This window comes from Actinomadura sp. NAK00032 (genome assembly GCF_013364275.1).
Classification (GTDB): Bacteria; Actinomycetota; Actinomycetes; order Streptosporangiales; family Streptosporangiaceae; genus Spirillospora.
Genome location: NZ_CP054932.1, coordinates 6,629,432 through 6,646,328 on the forward strand (window position 1 = coordinate 6,629,432; position 16,897 = coordinate 6,646,328).

Consider the following 16,897-nt stretch of genomic DNA (forward strand, 5'->3'; position numbering starts at 1 on the left):
GCTGGACATAGGATGTCCGATGTCCAATTGACGGGGAAAGGTGGCGCATGTCCGACGGAACCGGCTTCGACCCTGACATCGCCGAGTGGCTCCGGCGGCGCGCCCAAGATCCGACGGCCGCCGACGCGTCCGTCGCGGGCGCCCGGATCCACGCGCGGGCCGTGAACGAGCGGTCGCGCGGGCTGCTCGCGGACCCGCCGGTCCCGGCGGCGGAGCGCGACACGGTGCTGGAGACGGCCGCAGGGCCCGTGCCCGTCCGAGTGATCGAGCCCGCGACCCGCTTCACCGACGCGACCGTGCTGTTCTTCCACGGCGGCGGCTGGATCGCCGGCGACGTCGACACGCACCTGCAGCACATGCGGCGGCTCGCCGTCGAGACCGGCTCGACCGTCGTCGGCGTCGACTACCGGCTGGCGCCCGAGCATCCGTACCCGGCGGCCTTCGACGACTGCCTGGCCGCGACCCTGCACGTCGCCGCGGCGGCCCCCGGGCGGACGGCCGTCGCGGGCGACAGCGCCGGCGGCCAGCTCGCCGCGTCCGTCGCGATCGCCTGCCGCGACCAAGGGGTGCCGCTCGCCGCGCAGCTGCTGATCGTCCCGGTCACCGACGTCCTCGGCGGGTACGCCGACGCCGCTGTGAACGCCCGCTACGCGTCCCGGGCCGAGCGGGCGGAGGGGTACGGGCTCACGCTGGCGGGCATGCGCTGGTTCGCCGAGCTCTACGCCCCGTCCGGCGGCGGGGAGGACTGGCGGGTGTCGCCGCTGCGCGCGGCCGACCTCGCGGGCGTCGCGCCGGCCGCCGTCCACACGGCGGGGTACGACGTGCTGCGGGACGAGGGCGACGCCTACGCGGCGGCCCTGCGGGAGGCGGGCGTGCCGGTCGTCCACCGCGAGTGGCCGACGCTCAACCACGGGTTCTTCGGACTCGGCGGCGTCTCCGCGACCGCGGAGCGGGCCGCCCGGCAGGCCGCCGCCGACCTGCGCGGGCTGCTCACGACGGGTCAGGGCGACACGGCGGCGGCGAACCGCGCGGTGATCCACTGAGGGTCGGTGATCGCGGTGCCGACGACGACGCAGGTGGCGCCCGCCCCGATCGCGGACGCCGCCGCGGCCGGCGAGTGGTAGCGGCCCTCGGCGACGATCAGCGCCTCCGGCAGGGCCTCGCGCAGCGCGCGGACGAGGTCCACGTCCGGGCCTTCCGGAGGCGGCCCGGGGTCGGTGTAGCCGGCGAGGGTGGTCGCGATGGCGTCGGCACCGGCCTCGGCGGCGGCGACGCCCTCGTCCAGGGACGACACGTCCGCCATGAACAGCGCGCCCGCCTCGTGGACGGCCCCGATCGACGCGGCGAGCGGACGTCCGTCCGGGCGCGGCCGGAACGTGGCGTCGGCGGCGACGACCTGCGCGCCGGCCGCCGCGACCGCGCGGGCCGCCGCGACCGTCGGGGTGATGAACACCCCGTCCGCCCCGTCCTTGGTGAGGCCGATGACGGGGACGTCCACGGCGGCGGCGACGGCGGCGACATCGGGGACGCCGCCGACCCCGCCGCAGCGGATCGCGGCGGCGCCCCCGCCGGCGGCGGCACGGGCCATCCGGACGACGGCGCCGGTGTCGCGCAGCGGATGCCCCTCCCCCGCCTGGCACGACACGATCAGCCGTCCGGCGACGGCGGCGGTGAAGGACTCGGGGGTCATCGGCGGCTCCCTTGCGCGGACATGGCGAGCAGTGCGGCGCCGACGAGCGGCGCGTCGGTACCGAGGCGGGCGGGGACGATCGGCGTCGCGCGCAGCGGCGGCAGCGCCTCCGCCCGGAACGCGGCGGCCACCGCGTCCAGGAACGGGGCGCCGCTCTGCGCGACGCCGCCGCCGACCACCACGGCGTCCGGGTCGAGGACGGCGAGGAGGCCCGCCAGGGCGCGGCCCAGCACGGCCCCGGCGTGCGGGACGTCCCCGGCGGCCGCGATGGCCGGACCGGACACGACCGCCTCCAGGTGGTCGCGCCGCCCGCACCCGCACGGCACCGGCCCCCGCTCGGGGACGAGCAGGTGCGCCATCTCCCCGGCGGTGCCGTGCGCGCCGTGCTCCAGCCGCCCGCCGGTGGTCAGCGCGCCGCCGACCCCCGTCCCCACGGACACGTGCAGCACGCGGTGGTACCCGGCCCCGGCTCCGGCCCGCGCCTCGCCGTAGGCCATGGCGCGGACGTCGTTCACCACGGCGACGGGCAGCCCCGTCCGCTCGGCCAGCGCGTCCCGCACGGGCGTCCCCGCCCAGCCGGGCAGGACCTCGGTGGCGGACGCGACCCGCCCGGTCCCGGGGTCGATGACGCCGGGCGCCCCGACACCGAGCGCCCGCACGGGAGCATCGCCGACCTCGTCCAGCAGCCGCACCACCGCCGCGAGAACGTCCTCCCCGCCCGTCCGAGGCGTCGCCACCCGCCCCCGCCATTGGACCGTTCCCCCGGCGTCCACGAGGGCCGCAGCGATCTTCGTCCCCCCGATGTCGACCGCCGCGAACACCTCCCCCGCCGCCGGGGGCGTGTGGGGGGTGGTCATAGGAGGCCGGCGGTGGCGAGGCGAGTGCGGATGTGGGCGGTCTCCGGTTCGTTCAGGGGGATCTGGGGTGGGGCCGTGACGGGATGGTCGATGATGCCCAGCAGGTGCAGGGCCGCCTTGAAGGAGCCGAGGGCGGACGAGCCGCGGCCCATGCGGGCGGGGGCGCCCGCGTTGACGATGTCGAACAGGCGCAGCAGGCGCTCCTGCTCGGTGCGGGCCTCGTCCCAGCGGCCGTCCAGGCAGTGCCGGCGGAGCCGGACGTAGCCCGCCGGGTCGACGTTGCCGAGGCCCGGTACGACGCCGTGCACGCCCATCGCGAAGGCCGCGTCCACGGTCAGTTCGGCGCCGGTCAGGACGCTGAAGCGGTCCGCGCCGGCGTCGCGGAGGGCGAGCATCAGGGTGCGCATGGCGCCGTCGTCGCCGCTGGAGTCCTTCACGCCGGCGAGGACGCCCTCGGACGCGAGGCGCAGCAGCATGCCGCCGTCCAGCTTGGTGTGCACCGAGACCGGCAGGTCGTAGGCGTAGACGGGCACCGGGACGGCGGCGGCGGTGTCGCGCAGGTGCCGCTCGATCTCGGCGGGGTGGGTGCGCGTGTAGAAGGGGGCGGTGGCGACCACCCCGTCGCAGCCGACCTCCGCCGCGGTCCGGGCGTGCTCGATCACCCGCAGCGTGGTCATGTCGATGGCGCCGCCGAGGACGGGCACCCGGCCGGCGACGTGCTTGACGACCGTCTCCAGGACGGTGCGCCGGTGCGCGTCCGGCAGGAACGCGACCTCGCTGGTGGAGCCGAGCACGAAGAGCCCGTCGACGCCGGCGCCGACGAGGTGGTCGACGAGCCGCTCCAGCGACGGGACGTCCACCTCCAGGTCGGGGGTCAGCGGGGTGCAGACGGGCGGGACGACCCCGGTGAGGGGGCCGGTGGGAGCGGGGGTCACGGAATCTCCTGGGAAACGGTGGACAGGGCGAGGTCGGACGGGCCGGTGACCGGGTGCAGGCACCGGTACCGGTGCCCGGTTTCGGGGCCGGGCGTGACGGCGGGCATGGCCTCCCCGCACTCGGCGGTCGCGCGCCAGCAGCGGGTGCGGAACGGGCAGCCGCTCGGCGGGTGCACGGCGGACGGGACGGGCCCGTCCAGCCGGATCGGCTCCATCGGGTCGAGCAGGCTCGGCGTCGCCGACAGCAGCGCCCGCGTGTACGGGTGGCGGGTCTCGGCGGCCGCGACGACGGCGGCGGGGGCCTCCTCGACGATCCGGCCGAGGTACATGGTGACGACGCGGTCGGACATGCGCCGGACCGTCTGGATGTCGTGCGAGACGAACACCATCGACAGCCCGAGCCGGTCCTTCAGGTCGAGCATCAGGTTGAGGATCTGCGCCCGGACGGACACGTCGAGGGCGGAGGTCGGCTCGTCCGCGACGAGCAGCGCCGGTTCCAGCGCGAGCGCGCGGGCGATCGCGACGCGCTGCCGCTGCCCGCCCGACAGCTGGCCGGGCAGCGCGCCGGCGAGCTGCGGCGGCAGCCCGACCAGCGACATCAGCTCGCGGACGCGCGCGTCCCGCTCGGCGGGGGTGCCGCGCCGGTGCACGTCGAGAGGGTCGCGCAGGATCGTCCGGACGGGCAGGCGCCGGTTGAGCGCGGTCGAGGGGTCCTGGAAGACCATGCCGACGGACGCGCCGATCCGGGCGGCGCGCTCGCGGCGGGGCAGCGCGCCGAGGTCGCCGCCCTCGAACAGCACGGTGCCGGCCGTGGGGCGGGTCAGCCCGACGAGCACCTTCGCGAGCGTGGACTTGCCGCAGCCGGACTCGCCGACGATCCCGACCGTCTCGCCGCGCCCGATCGCGAGGTCGGCGCCGGTCAGCGCGTGCACGGCGGCGCGCCGCAACGGGTTGCCGCCGCGGACGGGCAGCCGGACGTGGACGTCGCGCAGCTCCATGACCGGGGTGTTCATCGCGGCTCTCCCGCCTTGGCCGGGACATCGGCGGGCGCGCCGATCGGGTGGTGGCACGCGTAGGCGTGCCGGTGCGGATCGCCGGAGGGTGCCGGCCGGACCGTCGCGCACAGGTCGGTCGCGGCGGCGCAGCGGTCGGCGAACCGGCAGCCCGCCGGGAAGTGCGCCGGCGCCGGCACCACGCCGGGGATCTGCACGGGGCGCCCCTCGGCGGCCTCCAGCGACAGGACGGCGCCGAGCAGCCCGCGCGCGTAGTGGTGCCGGGACGCGGCGACCAGGTCGGGCGTGGCGCCGGTCTCGGCGACCTGCCCGCCGTACATGACCACGACCCGGTCGGTGACGTCGGCGACGAGCGCCAGGTCGTGCGAGACGAGGATCAGCGCGAAGCCGAGCTCCTCGCGCAGCCGCAGCAGCAGCCGCATGACCGCGGCCTGGACGGTGACGTCGAGGGCGGTGGTCGGCTCGTCGGCGACGACGAGCCGCGGGTCCCGCGACAGCGCCATCGCGATCAGCACCCGCTGCCGCTGGCCGCCGGACAGCTCGTGCGGGTAGGCGCGCAGCGTCCGGTCCGGGTCGAGGCCGACGAGGTCGAGCAGCTCGGCGGGGGTGCGGGTGCCGCCGCGCCGGGTGAGCTGGCGGAGCTGGGCGCGGATCGTCATCGCCGGGTTCAGCGACGACAGCGCGTCCTGGTAGATCATCGCCATGTCGTGGCCGAGCAGCCGGCGCCGCTCGCGGGCGGGCAGGGCGCGCAGGTCGCGGCCGTCGAACAGCAGCCGGCCGCCGATCCGCGCGCCGCGCGGCTCCAGGCCCATGATCGCGAGGCTGGTGAGGCTCTTGCCGCAGCCGCTCTCGCCGACCAGCCCGACGACCTCGCCGGGGCGGACGTCCAGCGACACCCCGTCGACGACGTCGAGGTCGCCGTAGCGGTCGGGGAACCCGATGGTGAGGTCCTCGACGCGCAGCAGCGGCTCGCCCTCGGGGAGGGGACGGGCCCGGCCGGCGAGGCGGCGGCCCGCCTCGCGCAGGTCCGCGGCGCCGCGCGGCTCGGCCGTGATCGCCGGCCGCTCGGCGGGCACCGCGTCCGCTTCAGGTACCTCGTCGGGCTCGGTGGCGGTGCGGGCGGTGGGCGCGGCCCACGCGTCCGACACGCCCTCGGACAGGACGTTCAGCACCAGCACCGTGACCAGGATGAACAGGCCGGGGAAGAACGTGGCCCACCAGCCGCCCGCCAGGACGAGCGACTTGCCGTAGGCGATGACGCTGCCCCACGACGGGTCGGGGTCCTGCACGCCGGCGCCGATGAACGACAGGCTCGCCTCGAACACGATGGCGTTGGCGACGACGATCGTGCAGAACACCAGGATCGGCGCCGCGCAGTTGACCACGACGTGGCGGCGCAGGATGTGCGCGCGTCCGGCGCCGATGACCCGCTCGGCGGCGACGTAGTCCTCGCCGTACTGCGCGAGCACGTTGGCCCGCACCACCCGCGCGATCTGCGGGACGTACAGGAACGCGATCGTGAAGATCAGCACGGGCAGGCTCTTGCCGAACACGGTGACGAGCACGGCGGCGAGCGCGACCGCCGGGAACGCCATGACGACGTCCAGGCAGCGCATGATGATCTCGTCGACGACGCGGTGGGTGGTGGCGGCCAGGGAGCCGAGCAGCGCGCCGGCGGCCAGGGCGAGCAGCGTCGCGCCGAGGCCGATCGCCAGGGACCAGCGGGCCCCGTACAGGACGCGGGAGAACACGTCCCGGCCGACCCGGTCGGTGCCGAACCAGTGCTCGCCGGACGGTGCCTGGCTCGCGATGCCGGTGGTCAGCGGGTCGTGCTGGGCGATCAGCGGCGCGGCGAGCCCGGCCGCGACGATCACCAGCAGCACGCCCAGCGCGATCCGGGACGCGGGCCGCAGCCGCCGCAGCGCCCCGAGCGGTCTCCGGAGCAGCGTCGCGCTCATCGGGTGGCTCCCCTCAGCCGCGGGTTCGCGAACAGGTACAGGACGTCCACCAGCAGGTTGACCACCAGGAACGTCAGTGCGATGCCGAGCACGACGCCCTGCACGAGGGCGGGGTCGCCGGCGGTGACGCCCTGCATGATCAGCGTGCCGAGGCCGGGCAGCCCGAAGATCGCCTCGACCACGACGGCGCCGCTCAGCAGGTAGCCGATCTGCAGGCCGAGCACGGTCAGCGGGGTGATCAGCGCGTTGCGCAGGACGTTGCGCCCGACCACGACCACGCGCGGCAGGCCGCCGCCGACGGCGGTGCGCACGTAGTCGCGGTCGAGCTCCTCGACCATCGCGGTGCGCACCACCCGGGCGAGCAGCGACCCCACCGGGAACGCGATCGCGATCGCGGGCAGGGCGAGGCTGCGCAGCCAGCCGCCCACCGAGTCGGCCGGGTTGACGTACCCGCCCGTCGGGAACCAGCCGAGCCGCAGCGCGAACCACTGGATCAGCAGGATGCCGAGCCAGAACGACGGCATCGCGACGCCGGCCATCGACAGCACCCGGATGGCCTGGTCCGGCCAGCGGTCCCGGAACAGCGCCGCGGTGACGCCGAGGAGCACCGCGAACAGCGCGCCGAGCACCACCGCGAGGACGGTGAGCTGCAGCGTCAGCGGGAACGCCGTGCCGATCGCGTCCGTCACGGACCGGCTCGGCGGCGCGGTGACGCCGAGGTCACCGCGCACCAGATCGCCGATGAACCGGACATAGCGGACGGGCAGCGGGTCGGTGAGCCCGTGCTCCACCGCGTACGCGTGCCGCGCCTCCGGCGTGGCCCCCTCGCCGAGCGCGTTGTAGGCGGGGTCGTTCGGTGAGAAGCGCAGCACGACGAAGACGAACAGCGTGATCCCCAGCACCATCGGGATGAGGGTCAGCAGCCGTCCCGCCGTCATGCGCAGGATCGTTGCCATGGGCGGCGTCCGTTCTGTCCGGCAGAGTGGAGGGCAGGCGCGGTGGAGGTCGGGCGCCGGGGGTCAGGCGCGTCCGACGTCCAGGAACGACAGTCCCGTGGTCGCCATGGGCCGGAACCCGGGCAGCCCCTCGCGGTCCCAGCCGGTGACGAGCTTGCGGTGGAAGATCGGGTACAGCGCGGCCTGCTCGGCGACGATGTCGATGGCCTGCTTCCACAGCCCGCGGCGGGCGGCCTCGTCGGCCTCGCGCGCCGCCTCGTCCAGCAGGCTCACGACCTTCTTGGCCTCGGCCGTGCCGGCGTTGTAGCTGCGGTGCTCGGGCCACGTGCCGACGTAGAACCAGCGCATCAGCAGGTCGCAGTCGTTGCCGAACACCGACGGGTCGCCGGGCGCCGCCATGACCTGGTACTTGCCGGTGTCGATGCGGTTGGAGTACTGCCCGCCGGACTGGCCCACGTTGAGCGTGGTGGAGACGCCGACCGCGTCCCAGCTCTGCTTGATCAGCGGCGCGCAGTCCTTGACGAAGTCGGTGTCGGTGGTGACCAGTTCGACCTTCAGGCCGCTGACGCCGGCCTCCGACAGCAGCTTCTTGGCCTTGGCCGGGTCGTACCCGTAGACGGTGGACGCCTTGGCGTAGTCGGGGTGGCCGACGGGCAGGAAGCTGGTCGCGGCGGCGGCGTTGCCGAGCAGCGCCGTCTTGATCAGCTTGTCGGTGTCGAGCGCGTAGTGCAGCGCCTGCCGGACCCGCACGTCGTCGAACGGCTTCTGCTTGCAGTTGAACATCAGGAACAGCAGGCCGAAGCTCTGCACCGACTGGACGGCCTTGGCCTTGCCCAGCGCCTCGGCGTTCAGGTACGGGACGGCCTCGATCGCCTGGACGCGGCCCGACTGGAGCGCGGTGACGCGGGTGGACGGCTCGGCCAGCAGCAGCCAGGTCATCTTCTGGACCTTCGCCGGGCGCGGGCCGTTGTAGCCGTCGGACTTGGCGAACGTCAGGCCGTCGGTGGCGCTCGCCGAGGCCAGCTTGTACGGGCCCGACCCGACCGGCAGCGAGTCGAACTTCTTCTGGTCGGCCTCGACGAGCTTCTTCGGCACGACCTTGACGACCGACAGCCGCTCGGCGAACAGCGCGAACGCGTACTTGAGCTTGAACTCGACGGTGCTCGCGTCGACCTTCTTCACCCCGTCCAGGAACGGGAGGAACTGGATGAACAGCGACGCGTTCTTCTCGTCCAGGACGCGCTCGAAGCTGAACACGACGTCGTCGGCGGTGACCGCGGAACCGTCGTGGAACTTCGCGCCGTCGCGCAGCGCGACCCGGTAGGTGGTGTCGTCCACCTTCTCGGGATCGGCCTTGGCGAGCGCGTTGTAGGGCTTGCGGGTGATCGGGTCGAGGTCGACCAGCGACTCCAGGACGTGGAGGTTCGCGGCCACGGCGACGGCGCTGGAGGCCGTCATCGGGTCGAAGCCGCCCGACAGCGCGTAGGCCAGCGCGGCCTGGATGGTGTCCTTGGACCCGCCGGATCCGCCGGACCCGGTGGACGAGGGGCCGCCGCACGCGGCCAGGCCGGCGCTGATCGTCGCCGCCGCGCCGAGCAGTCCGGTGTAGCGCAGGAAGTCGCGGCGGTGCAGGCCGCGGCCTGGCTGGAGATCGGTCACGTCGTCTCCTGAGAGGGGAGGGGTGGGGGTGCAGACTAGCTCCCGCGCAGGTCGCGGGGGAGGTAGGACATCCAACGTCGTTCGTCGGTGTACGGTAGGCGTCGGCACCGGCGAGGTCAAGTGCCGGACCGCGGACGATTGGGGGAGCCGATGACCGCAGCTCGGGCCCGGGGCCGCGCCACGCGCGGCCGCAGCAGCCGGACCGAGGAGGTGCAGCAGCGGATCAAGCAGCTGATCCTGGAGCGCGGCCTCGCGGTGGGCGACCCGATGCCCACCGAGTTCGAGCTGGTGGACGAGCTGGACGTCAGCCGCAACTCGCTGCGCGAGGCGCTCAAGGCGCTGCAGGCCGTCGGCATCGTCGAGATCAGGCACGGCTTCGGCATGTACGTGGGCACCATGTCGCTCGGCGCGCTGGTCGACGAGCTGACCTTCCACGCCCGCATGTCCAAGCGGCAGGGCCGCGACGACCTCGCGCACCTGGTGGACGTCCGCGAGGTGCTCGAACGCGGCCTCGTCGAGCAGGTCATCGACCGCGGCCTCACCGCCGGCGACCCCGAGCTCGACGAGACCATGCGCCGGATGGGCGAGGAGGCCGCGGCGGGCTTCGTCACCCCCGAGACCGACCGCCGCTTCCACGAGCTGCTCTACCGGCCGCTCGCCAACCCGATCGTCAACCAGCTCCTCGGCGCGTTCTGGGACGTGTACCGCACGCTCCAGCACGACCTGGCCCCCGTCGAGCAGGAGGCCGCCGACGTCGCGCAGCGGCACCGCGACATCTTCGAGGCGCTGCGCGCCGGCGACAAGGCGGCCGCCGCGACGGCGATGGCGGCCCACTTCCGCGGCATCCGCGACCGGCTGGAGCAGGCGAACTGAGGGGTTGACGCCCCCGGCGCCCCGGTCTAGCTTCCCGTCGTGAAGGACATCCTACATCCCATGTCCTACTGAGAGGGTTGAGGCCATGCCCCCGTCCCCCCGCTTCGCCGCGGGCCTGACCGCCGCGCTCACCGTCCTCGCGTCCGCCGCCGCCGTCCCGTCCGCGCACGCCGCCGTCGCCCAGTCCGCCGCCGTGACGACCGACTGCACGTCCGGCCGCATCCAGGAGACCGTCGTCAACCGGACCTCCGCCGCCACCACCTTCACCCTGACCTGGCCCGGCGTCGGCACCTGGACCGCCCAGGTCGCCGCCGGCGACAGCGCCCACTTCCACTTCACCCGGCCGTCCGGCACCGCCTACACGTTCCGCACCACGACCCCTCAGGGCTTCGACCAGACCGACAGCGGCACGCTCGACTGCTCCGACGCGCTCAGCGTCCGCGCCGCCATGGACTGCGGCAGCCCGCACCGGCTGCGCCTCATCCTGGCCAACGACTCCCCCGCGTCCCGCACCTTCACCGTCGCCTGGCCGGGCCGCCCCTACTCCCCCTGGACCGTCACCGTCCCCGCCGGCTCCGGCCACGACGGCCTCTACTGGACGGTCCCGGACGGCACCCCGTACACCTTCAACGTCACCTCCGGCTCCTGGAGCGACACGGTCTCGGGCACGTCCGGCTGCGGCGTCGGCTCCGGCAGGCCGGGGATGAACGCGCAGACCGTCCTGACCACGTCCACGGTCATCGACGGCCTGGGCAAGGCCGCCAAATCGGTCCGCATCCCGGCCCTCGCCGTCTCCAACAACGGCACGGTGATCGCCACGATGGACGCCCGCGTGGACGGCAGCTACGACCTCGGCGGCGGCACCAACAACATCCAGATCGCGATGACCCGCAGCACCGACGGCGGCGCCACCTTCACCCACCCGAAGATCATCGCCAAGGCCCCCACCGCCTCCGAGGGCTACGGCGACCCGAGCCTCCTCGTCGACCGCGCCACCGGCACGATCTTCTGCTTCTTCACCTACGCCCCCAAACCGGGCGTCGGCTACTGGGGCTCCACCGCCGGCGACACCTCCGCGACCTCCACCACCAACACCCACATCCGCTACGTCACCTCGACCGACGACGGCGCCACCTGGAGCGCCCCGGTCGACCTCAACCCGCACGTCCGCAAGCCGACCTGGGCGGGCATGTTCGCCTCCTCGGGCCACGGCATCCAACTCGCCTCGGGACGCCTCGTCCAGCCGATCGTCTACCGCGACGCCTCCGGCGACCACGCGTCCAACATCTACTCCGACGACCACGGCGCCACCTGGCACAACGGCACGACTGCCGGCACCGGCGTCAACGAGAGCAAGGCGATCCAGCGCGGCACCGGCCGCGTCGCCCAGAACATGCGCTCCAACGGCGGCGGCGACCGCTGGTACGCCACCGCCCCCGACGTCACCTCGCCCTTCGGGACGTCCTGGAACAGCGGCCTCATCGACCCGGGCTGCAACGGCGACGAGATCTCCTACCTGCGCCCGACTCCGGGCAACCCGTCCCTGACGACCACGGCGCTGCACAGCAACAACGCCGCCACGTCCCGCACCGACCTCACCGTCCGCGTCAGCCGCGACGACAGCGCGACCTGGCCCCACCAGGCCCTCATCAAGCCCGGCGCCGCCGGCTACTCCACCATGGCCGTCCTGGCGGACGGCTCGATAGGCACCCTCTACGAGATAGGCGACACGGGCGGCATAATCTTCACCCGCACCACCCTCCCCTGGCTCGAATCCTGAGCAGGGGCGGACGAGTCGGCCTGTAAGCCGGGTTCTGTGCCCGCCGTCCCTCGCGGGGCGGCGGGTGACGGCCATCCATCTCGGGCCGCCGTTGCCGACGGCCTCCAGCGGTCTACCCGCAGGCTCGGGCGGGCCGCCCTCGGGCACCTGCGCGGGGCCTCTTGCGGGGCCCCTTCTTGACCTTGCTCCGGGTGGGGTTTACCGAGCCGCCCACGTCACCGTGGGCGCTGGTGAGCTCTTACCTCACCGTTTCACCCTTACCACCGGCGGACCGGTGGCGGTTTGCTTTCTGTGGCACTGTCCCGCGGGTCACCCCGGGTCGGCGTTACCGACCACCCTGCCCTGTGGAGCCCGGACTTTCCTCGACGGGGATCGCTCCCCGACGCGGCCGCCCGGCCGGCTCGTCCGCCGTACGTAAGAGGTTAGCGGGTCGGGCGGGCCCCCTGCTCCCCGGCTCTTGGTGGTCACCGCGCCCGTGGGTCAGGAGGGGAGGTGGTGCACGTCGTTGTACGTGCGCAGTGTCGCGGGGCCGTCGGCGTACCAGTCGATGGACGACAGCGCCGCCACGTCCAGGTGCATCCGGTAGAGGGACGACATGGGCGCGCCCAGGGCGTCCTTCACCAGGAGCTTGATGGGCGTGACGTGCGAGACCACCAGGACGGTCTGCTCGCGGTAGCGGACCTTGAGCTTGTCCAGGGCGGTCCGGACGCGGCGGGACACCTGGGCGAAGCTCTCCCCGCCCGGCGGCGCCGCTTCGGGGTCGGCCAGCCACGCCCTCATCTCGGCGGGCCACCCCTTGCCCGCCTCGGCGAACGTGAGGCCCTCCCACTCGCCGAAGTCGGTCTCCCGGAAGCCGTCCTCGACGCGGACGTCCAGCCCGGTGACGGCGGCGGCCTCGGCGGCCGTGTCGCGGCAGCGGGCCAGGGGCGAGGTGACGATCGCGTCGAGCCCGCGGTCCTTCAGCGCGAGCGCGGCGGCGCGGGCCTGCGCGAGGCCGTTCGGGGTGAGCGGCACGTCGCCGATCCCCGCGAAGCGCTTCTCGACCGACAGCGGCGTCTCGCCGTGGCGCAGCAGGACCGTGGTCATCGGGGCGGACGAGGGCGGGCGGGGCGGCGGCTCCGGCTCCCCCGGCGACTCCTCGACCTTGCGGGTCCAGTGCTCGCCGCGGGCGGCGGCGTCCATGGCCTCGTTCGCCAGCCGGTCGGCGTGCGCGTTCCGGTTGCGCGGGATCCAGCCGTAGGACACCGAGCCGAGCCCCGCGGCCAACTCCTTCGCGCGCAGCGCCAGCGGGATCATGTCCGGGTGCTTGATCTTCCAGCGGCCGGACATCTGCTCCACCACGAGCTTGGAGTCCATCCGGACCTCGACGCGGGCGGACGGGTCGAGGTCCCCCGCCGCCGCCAGCCCGGCGATCAGGCCCCGGTACTCGGCGACGTTGTTGGTGGCGTGCCCGATCGACTCCGCCACCTCGGCGAGGACCTCGCCGGTCAGCGCGTCCCGGACGAGGGCCCCGTACCCGGCGGGCCCCGGGTTGCCGCGCGAGCCCCCGTCCGCCTCGACGATCAGCTTGCGAGCGCTCGCGCCCCTGTGGGGGGACGACCCCCCACGCCCCCCGGCAACTGCGCTCACAGGCCCGACTCGGGCGTGCGGATCAGGATGCGGCGGCACTCCTCGCAGCGGACGACCTCGTCCTCCGCCGCGGCCCTGATGTTGTTCAGATCGACGGTGTTCAGCGCCAGGTGGCAGCCCTGGCACGCGCCGCGGAACAGCTTGGCCGCGCCCACGCCGCCGAACTGGCCGCGCAGCTTCTCGTAGAGGCCGAGCAGGTCGTCCGGGACGTCCTTGGCGACGGCGGTACGCGCGGTGCTGGTGGTCCCCGACTCCTCGTCGATCTCCCGCTGCGCGCCGTCGCGGCGCTCGGTGAGCCCGGCCAGCTCCTCCTGCGCGGCGGACTGGTCGGCGCGCAGCGCTGCGACGCGCCCCTCGGCCTCCTCCGTCCGCTCCATGATCTCCAGCACGACCTCCTCCAGGTCGGACTGGCGGCGCTGCAGCGACTCGATCTCCGCCTGCAGGCTGCTGAGGTCCTTCGCGGACGTCACCTGGCCGGAGTCGAGCCGCTTCTGGTCGCGGTCGGCGCGGGTGCGGACCTGGTCGACGTCCTGCTCGGCCTTCCGCTGCTCGCGCTGCAGGTCGCCGACCTCGGTCTCGGCCGCGACGATCGCGTCGCGCAGCTCGGTGAGTCGCCCCTCCAGCCGCTCGATGTCCGCCAGCTCGGGCAGCGTCCGGCGGCGGTGCGCCAGCCGGTCCAGCGAGCTGTCGAGCTCCTGCAGGTCGAGCAGTCGAAGCTGGGCTTGCGGTGCGGCTTTCACAGTGCTCCTTCTTCGTGAAGGCGCCACGCGTCGGTGACGAGCGTGGACACCCTGGTCTCCAACTTGCCCGCTTCGGGGGTGGCCGCGGCGAGCCGGCGTTCGGCGTCGGCCAGCCACGGCCATTCGGTCGCCCAGTGCGCGGCGTCCACCAGGGCGGGGCCGCCGTGCTCGGCGAACTCCGACGCGGGGTGGTGCCGCAGGTCGGCGGTGAGGTAGGCGTCGACACCAGCGGCGCGCGCGGTGCCGAGGAGGGAGTCGCCGGAGCCGCCGCAGACGGCGACGGTGCGCACGACCGCGTCCGGGTCGCCCGCCGCGCGGACGCCCCAGGCGGTGGACGGCAGGCCGACGGCGGCCCGCCGGGTGAACTCCCGCAGCGTGAGGGGCTCGGCCAGCTCCCCGATCCGGCCGAGGCCGCGGCGCGGGTCGTCGTCGGCGGGGACCATCGGGCGCAGCGCGCCGGTCAGGCCGACGGCCCGCGCCAGCGCGTCCGAGACGCCGGGATCGGCCCGGTCGGCGTTGGTGTGCGCGGTGTGCAGCGCCAGCCCGCTGGTGATCATCCGGTGGATCAGCCGGCCCTTGGGGGTGGTGGCGGCGACCGAGTGCACGCCGCGCAGCAGCAGCGGATGGTGCGTGACCACCAGGTCGGCGTCCCACTCCAGCGCCTCGTCGATCACGGCGGCGACGGGGTCGACGGCGAACAGGACCCGGCCGACCTCCTGATCGGGGTCTCCGCAGACCAGCCCGACGGCGTCCCAGGACTCCGCCCACGCGGGCGGGTAAAGCTCCTCCAGAACCGTGATGACATGGGATAGGCGCACGTCCCGCAGGCTACCGCGCCGAGCCGCTCCCAACGAGCCACCGAGCGTCACCGCGGGGTGGCGCGGTCTGTAACGATATGGACGGGACAGTGCACGATGGAAGGGAGAACGCCATGTCGGCTGCCGGCGCCGCGGAACCGGAGCCCACTGCCGAACGCCCGTACATGCCCGGCTACGGCATCCAGGGGCCGGACGAGGGAAGCGGTCTGCTGCCGTGGTCGTGGGCCGTGGAGCGGCTGCGCGCCGCGCGCAACTTCTGGGTGTGCACGGTCCGGCCGGACGGACGCCCGCACGCCATGCCCGTATGGGGTGCCTGGTCGGGTGATGCCCTGCTGTTCAGCAGCGCCGTCCCGTCCCGCAAGATGGTGAACCTGCGGGCGAACCCGCAGGTCGTGGTGACCACCGAGGAGGCCGAGAACCCCGTCGTCATCGAGGGGCGGGCCGAGATCCTCACCGAGCAGAAGGACCTCCAGCGGTTCATCGACCTGGTCAACTCCAAGTACGCGACCCGCTATCGTGTCGATTTCCTGGACCCCGAGGTGAACGCCACCGTCGCGGTGCGCCCACAATCGGTGTTCGGGCTCCGCCAGGGAGATTTCACCGGGTCTCCCACCCGGTGGTCGTTCTGAACCTGAACGTCCGCTGGGATCAATCTGGAGACTCATCGCGTTGGAGACTGTGTGAAGTCACCCTTTCGGCGCCGCAAGCGCGTCAAGGGCCGTCCGATGGGCAACCGCCCGGAGGCGGCCGAACCGGAGACCGTGGAGTGGCCCCGCGAGGGGACGGGCAAGTCGTCCCTGATGGGGGCCATCCGCGGCGACGGCGAGACCGGCGCGAGCTCCGGCGGCGGCCTGTTCGAGGACCTCGCGTCCGCGTTCGAGGGCTCCAAGAAGGTCAAGGTCGAGGAGCAGCAGCGGCAGAAGGTGCTGCGTCAGGACGACCACGAGCAGGCCGGGGACGGCAGCACGCGCGACGACCTGGACTCGGGCAAGATCCGGATCCGGCGCACCCCGCCGCACGAATAGTGCCCGAATCCTCTCGAACATAGGTTCGAATACACGTTATCCTGCCCTCGTGAGCACCTACGTCCCGCCCGGCTGGCCCTCGCAGGTGCATCCACCGGGCACCGACCGCTTCGAGGACACCGCCCTCGGCTGGCTGCTCGAGCTCGTCCCGCCCGAGTACCGCCGCTACGGCGTCCTGCGCCGCTACCCGATCACCCTCGCCCGGATGGCCCGCCAGCACGTGGCCGCGTCCGTCGAGGCGGCCCGCGAGGGCTTCCGCACCGCCCGCGTCGACCTCGGCGACCTCGTCCCGCCGCACGGCGTCGAGTCCGTCCTGGAGGCCTACCGCCGCGAGGGCGCCCGCCTCGTCGCCGTCCTGCGCGCCGTGGAACTCGTCGAGACGGCCCTGCGCGGCCTCGCCGACCCCGACGACCCGGCCCACCGCCGCCCCTTCACCCCCAAGCTGTGACGATCCCGTTGACTCCCTGTCGCGGGGTGCGCAAGCCTTTGCTCTGTTCCTGACGGGGAGGCGGGTTTCCGGTGAGCACACCACCTGGGTGGTACCCAGATCCAGAGTGGATGGGCCGCGAACGCTACTGGGACGGACAAACCTGGACCCCCCAGTCACGCCCCTACAAACCCCGCACCCGCCACCGCCAGGCACCCCCCACCCCCGAACCCCACACGCCTCCCACGCCCACCGCCGCTGAGGCACCTGACCCGCCACAACCCACCGCAGCCGCACCACCGTCCACACCCGCATCGAGGCCACCGGAACCCCGCACGCCGCAACAGGCCACGCCCCCTGCACGCCCCCTGGCACCCGCACAGCCTCCCGCGTCCCGGGACGCTGGGCCGACCTCAACAAGCACCAACCCGCCGCTGGACGGCACTTCAACAGCGCCGCAGCGCTCCCCCACACCGAAACCACCCGCCCCACCGCAACGGGGTGCACAGCCCCCGGCGGAAGCACCTCCCACCGCTC

Annotated in this window: 16 protein-coding genes, 1 other RNA gene and 1 pseudogene; 7 read left to right on the forward strand and 11 right to left on the reverse strand. The window is 73.9% G+C overall.

The annotated features are described in order from the left end of the window. The first annotated feature begins 47 nt into the window (after positions 1–47). Positions 48–1,043 carry an alpha/beta hydrolase gene (locus HUT06_RS30275; protein ID WP_176198817.1) on the forward strand — a complete coding sequence of 332 codons (996 nt, stop codon included), beginning with the start codon at positions 48–50 and terminating at the stop codon, positions 1,041–1,043. On the opposite strand, the gene HUT06_RS30280 is transcribed toward HUT06_RS30275, so the two are convergent. The 7 genes from HUT06_RS30280 to HUT06_RS30310 all read right to left on the reverse strand — a co-directional run bounded on the left by HUT06_RS30280 (position 1,001) and on the right by HUT06_RS30310 (position 9,068). Further along, on the reverse strand, positions 1,001–1,690 hold the full coding sequence (locus tag HUT06_RS30280) for a putative N-acetylmannosamine-6-phosphate 2-epimerase (protein ID WP_176198818.1): 690 nt from the start codon (positions 1,688–1,690) through the stop codon (positions 1,001–1,003). The genes HUT06_RS30275 and HUT06_RS30280 overlap by 43 nt on opposite strands. Further along, entirely contained in the window at positions 1,687–2,547 is an 861-nt protein-coding gene (locus HUT06_RS30285) for an ROK family protein (protein WP_176198819.1), read from the reverse strand. Before HUT06_RS30285 ends, HUT06_RS30280 begins: the two co-directional genes overlap by 4 nt. Further along, positions 2,544–3,482 carry a dihydrodipicolinate synthase family protein gene (locus tag HUT06_RS30290; protein WP_176198820.1) on the reverse strand — a complete coding sequence of 313 codons (939 nt, stop codon included), beginning with the start codon at positions 3,480–3,482 and terminating at the stop codon, positions 2,544–2,546. Before HUT06_RS30290 ends, HUT06_RS30285 begins: the two co-directional genes overlap by 4 nt. Further along, positions 3,479–4,495: an ABC transporter ATP-binding protein gene (locus HUT06_RS30295; RefSeq protein WP_176198821.1), complete on the reverse strand. Its 1,017-nt coding sequence runs from the start codon at positions 4,493–4,495 to the stop codon at positions 3,479–3,481. Before HUT06_RS30295 ends, HUT06_RS30290 begins: the two co-directional genes overlap by 4 nt. Next, positions 4,492–6,453 carry a dipeptide/oligopeptide/nickel ABC transporter permease/ATP-binding protein gene (locus tag HUT06_RS30300; protein ID WP_176198822.1) on the reverse strand — a complete coding sequence of 654 codons (1,962 nt, stop codon included), beginning with the start codon at positions 6,451–6,453 and terminating at the stop codon, positions 4,492–4,494. The genes HUT06_RS30295 and HUT06_RS30300 overlap by 4 nt, the downstream gene beginning before the upstream one ends. After that, positions 6,450–7,409, reverse strand: a complete 960-nt coding sequence (locus tag HUT06_RS30305; RefSeq protein WP_176198823.1) for an ABC transporter permease — start codon at positions 7,407–7,409, stop codon at positions 6,450–6,452. The genes HUT06_RS30300 and HUT06_RS30305 overlap by 4 nt, the downstream gene beginning before the upstream one ends. A 63-nt stretch (positions 7,410–7,472) precedes the next feature. Further along, a complete protein-coding gene (locus tag HUT06_RS30310; RefSeq protein WP_176198824.1) occupies positions 7,473–9,068 on the reverse strand; it encodes an ABC transporter substrate-binding protein in 1,596 nt (531 codons plus the stop codon). A 150-nt stretch (positions 9,069–9,218) separates the two neighbouring features. Between HUT06_RS30310 and HUT06_RS30315 the strand changes: the two genes are divergently transcribed. Next, a complete protein-coding gene (locus HUT06_RS30315; protein ID WP_176198825.1) occupies positions 9,219–9,941 on the forward strand; it encodes a FadR/GntR family transcriptional regulator in 723 nt (240 codons plus the stop codon). Positions 9,942–10,026: 85 nt separating this feature from the next. Continuing rightward, positions 10,027–11,721, forward strand: coding sequence for an exo-alpha-sialidase (locus tag HUT06_RS30320; RefSeq protein ID WP_176198826.1), 1,695 nt, complete (start codon positions 10,027–10,029; stop codon positions 11,719–11,721). Positions 11,722–11,728: 7 nt separating this feature from the next. Here HUT06_RS30320 and rnpB read toward each other — a convergent pair. The 4 genes from rnpB to HUT06_RS30335 all read right to left on the reverse strand — a co-directional run bounded on the left by rnpB (position 11,729) and on the right by HUT06_RS30335 (position 14,908). Then, positions 11,729–12,125: RNase P RNA component class A (rnpB, locus tag HUT06_RS30325), an RNA gene on the reverse strand. Between the two features lie 76 nt (positions 12,126–12,201). Then, a complete protein-coding gene (locus tag HUT06_RS30330) occupies positions 12,202–13,350 on the reverse strand; it encodes a bifunctional RNase H/acid phosphatase (protein ID WP_254715467.1) in 1,149 nt (382 codons plus the stop codon). Further along, on the reverse strand, positions 13,347–14,090 hold the full coding sequence (locus tag HUT06_RS44080; protein WP_217711524.1) for a zinc ribbon domain-containing protein: 744 nt from the start codon (positions 14,088–14,090) through the stop codon (positions 13,347–13,349). Before HUT06_RS44080 ends, HUT06_RS30330 begins: the two co-directional genes overlap by 4 nt. After that, positions 14,087–14,908: a Nif3-like dinuclear metal center hexameric protein gene (locus HUT06_RS30335; RefSeq protein ID WP_176198828.1), complete on the reverse strand. Its 822-nt coding sequence runs from the start codon at positions 14,906–14,908 to the stop codon at positions 14,087–14,089. The genes HUT06_RS44080 and HUT06_RS30335 overlap by 4 nt, the downstream gene beginning before the upstream one ends. Before the next feature lie 113 nt (positions 14,909–15,021). Here HUT06_RS30335 and HUT06_RS30340 point away from each other — a divergent pair, with 113 nt between their 5' ends. From HUT06_RS30340 to HUT06_RS45685, 4 genes and pseudogenes are all read left to right on the forward strand, one after another. Next, positions 15,022–15,537, forward strand: coding sequence for a pyridoxamine 5'-phosphate oxidase family protein (locus tag HUT06_RS30340; RefSeq protein ID WP_176198829.1), 516 nt, complete (start codon positions 15,022–15,024; stop codon positions 15,535–15,537). 51 nt (positions 15,538–15,588) lie between these two features. Then, entirely contained in the window at positions 15,589–15,933 is a 345-nt protein-coding gene (locus HUT06_RS30345; RefSeq protein WP_176198830.1) for a DUF6191 domain-containing protein, read from the forward strand. A gap of 49 nt (positions 15,934–15,982) precedes the next feature. Continuing rightward, complete coding sequence (locus tag HUT06_RS30350) at positions 15,983–16,381, forward strand: hypothetical protein (protein ID WP_089330424.1); 399 nt, start codon at positions 15,983–15,985, stop codon at positions 16,379–16,381. 71 nt (positions 16,382–16,452) lie between these two features. Further along, positions 16,453–16,548: pseudogene (locus HUT06_RS45685) on the forward strand (DUF2510 domain-containing protein); the annotation flags it as partial. Positions 16,549–16,897 lie beyond the last annotated feature (349 nt).